Source organism: Loktanella agnita (assembly GCF_046640325.1).
GTDB lineage: Bacteria > Pseudomonadota > Alphaproteobacteria > Rhodobacterales > Rhodobacteraceae > Yoonia > Yoonia agnita.
In genome coordinates this window covers 1-1921 of sequence record NZ_JBJMBF010000042.1, presented here as the reverse complement: position 1 = coordinate 1921, position 1921 = coordinate 1, and the positions used below count along the sequence as shown (strand labels likewise).

The 1921-nt window shown below is 53.5% G+C and carries 1 protein-coding gene and 1 pseudogene; both read right to left on the bottom strand.

From position 1 onward, the window contains the following. Positions 1-52: 52 nt before the first annotated feature. Positions 53-715, bottom strand: a pseudogene (locus ACJ5NV_RS20360) (IS3 family transposase); the annotation flags it as partial. Between the two features lie 51 nt (positions 716-766). Continuing rightward, positions 767-1869, bottom strand: a protein-coding gene (locus ACJ5NV_RS20355; protein WP_411646704.1) for an IS3 family transposase whose coding sequence is annotated in 2 segments (ribosomal slippage) — positions 767-1608 and positions 1608-1869 — 1104 coding nt in all. Because the reading frame shifts where the segments join, the coding sequence is not laid out codon by codon here. Positions 1870-1921 lie beyond the last annotated feature (52 nt).

The following is a 1921-nucleotide window of genomic DNA, read 5'->3' as shown; positions in this document are numbered from 1 at the left end:
TGCTCTGCTACCCAACCTTCTGCCACTGAGGGCCAGAGTTTTTCGTCGTTTCTCAGCATGGCGGGCTGGTATCGCCATCTGAGTTTTTCAGCATTATTGGGGGCATATTCCCAATCGCGCTGTGTGGTCGTTCTTCGTTGTAGTATCTACGCCAGTCCTCCATCTTTTCGCAAGCATCTTCGCGGCTCATGAACCAGTGTGTGTTCAGGCATTCACCTCTTAGCTTTGAGTTGAACGCTTCTATGAAGGCGTTGTCTGTCGGTTTTCCAGGACGTGAGAAGTCCAGCGTGACACCGCGCTGGTAGGCCCACAAGTCCATGTCGAGAGAGATGAACTCGCTCCCATTATCCACCCGTATCGTTTTGGGATATCCGATGTCGCGGCAAACACGATCCAAGGTGGCCACGACATCCTCACCTCGATAGCTGAAGCGAGGATCGATGACAGGACAATAGCGCGAGAAGGTGTCTACGACCGTCAGGATGCGAAGCTTGCGCCCAGTGGCGAGCTGGTCATGCACGAAGTCCATGGCCCAGACGTCATTGGAACAAACAGCGTCCGCGCGATCCTCTCGTAGCTTGGCTTTGACGCGCCTCTTGGGGGACTTATTGCGCAATTGCAGGCCCATTTCCTTGTAAATCCTGTAAACCCGCTTGGGGTTCACTTCCCATCCTTCGCGTCGCAACACATAGTGGACGCGGCGATAACCATATCTGCTTTGCTACCCAACCTTCTGCCACTGAGGGCCAGAGTTTTTCGTCGTTTCTCAGCATGGCGGGCTGGTATCGCCATCTGAGTTTTTCAGCATTATTGGGGGCATATTCCCAATCGCGCTGTGTGGTCGTTCTTCGTTGTAGTATCTACGCCAGTCCTCCATCTTTTCGCAAGCATCTTCGCGGCTCATGAACCAGTGTGTGTTCAGGCATTCACCTCTTAGCTTTGAGTTGAACGCTTCTATGAAGGCGTTGTCTGTCGGTTTTCCAGGACGTGAGAAGTCCAGCGTGACACCGCGCTGGTAGGCCCACAAGTCCATGTCGAGAGAGATGAACTCGCTCCCATTATCCACCCGTATCGTTTTGGGATATCCGATGTCGCGGCAAACACGATCCAAGGTGGCCACGACATCCTCACCTCGATAGCTGAAGCGAGGATCGATGACAGGACAATAGCGCGAGAAGGTGTCTACGACCGTCAGGATGCGAAGCTTGCGCCCAGTGGCGAGCTGGTCATGCACGAAGTCCATGGCCCAGACGTCATTGGAACAAACAGCGTCCGCGCGATCCTCTCGTAGCTTGGCTTTGACGCGCCTCTTGGGGGACTTATTGCGCAATTGCAGGCCCATTTCCTTGTAAATCCTGTAAACCCGCTTGGGGTTCACTTCCCATCCTTCGCGTCGCAACACATAGTGGACGCGGCGATAACCATATCGAACACGCGTTTCGCAAATCTCTTTGATACGGGCTTTTAGACTGGCCGGATCGCGGCGTCGGGATTTGTACTGATAGGTCGATCTGTCGAACTTCAGCACCTTGCATGCGCGCCTGACAGACACGCGCCAGTCTTCCCGAACACCGTCGATAATCTCGCGCTTACGATCCGGCCTCAGAGCTTTCGTTTGACGACATCCTGAAGCATTTCCTTGTCGAGCATCAGATCAGCGACAATTTTCTTCAGCCGTCGATTCTCATCTTCCAGCTCGCGCAGTTTCTTCATCTCGGACGGCATCAGCCCAGCATACTTTTTCTTCCAGTTAAAATACGTCGCTTGGCTAATCCCAGCCTTGCGGCAAATCTCCGCAACCGGCGTACCTTCTTCACCCTGCTTCACAATGAACGCCTTCTGCGCGTCCGTGAACTTCGATGCTTTCATCGTCTTCGCTCCTTTCCAGCCAAAGGAAAATACGAGCGGAAAACTCTAACTA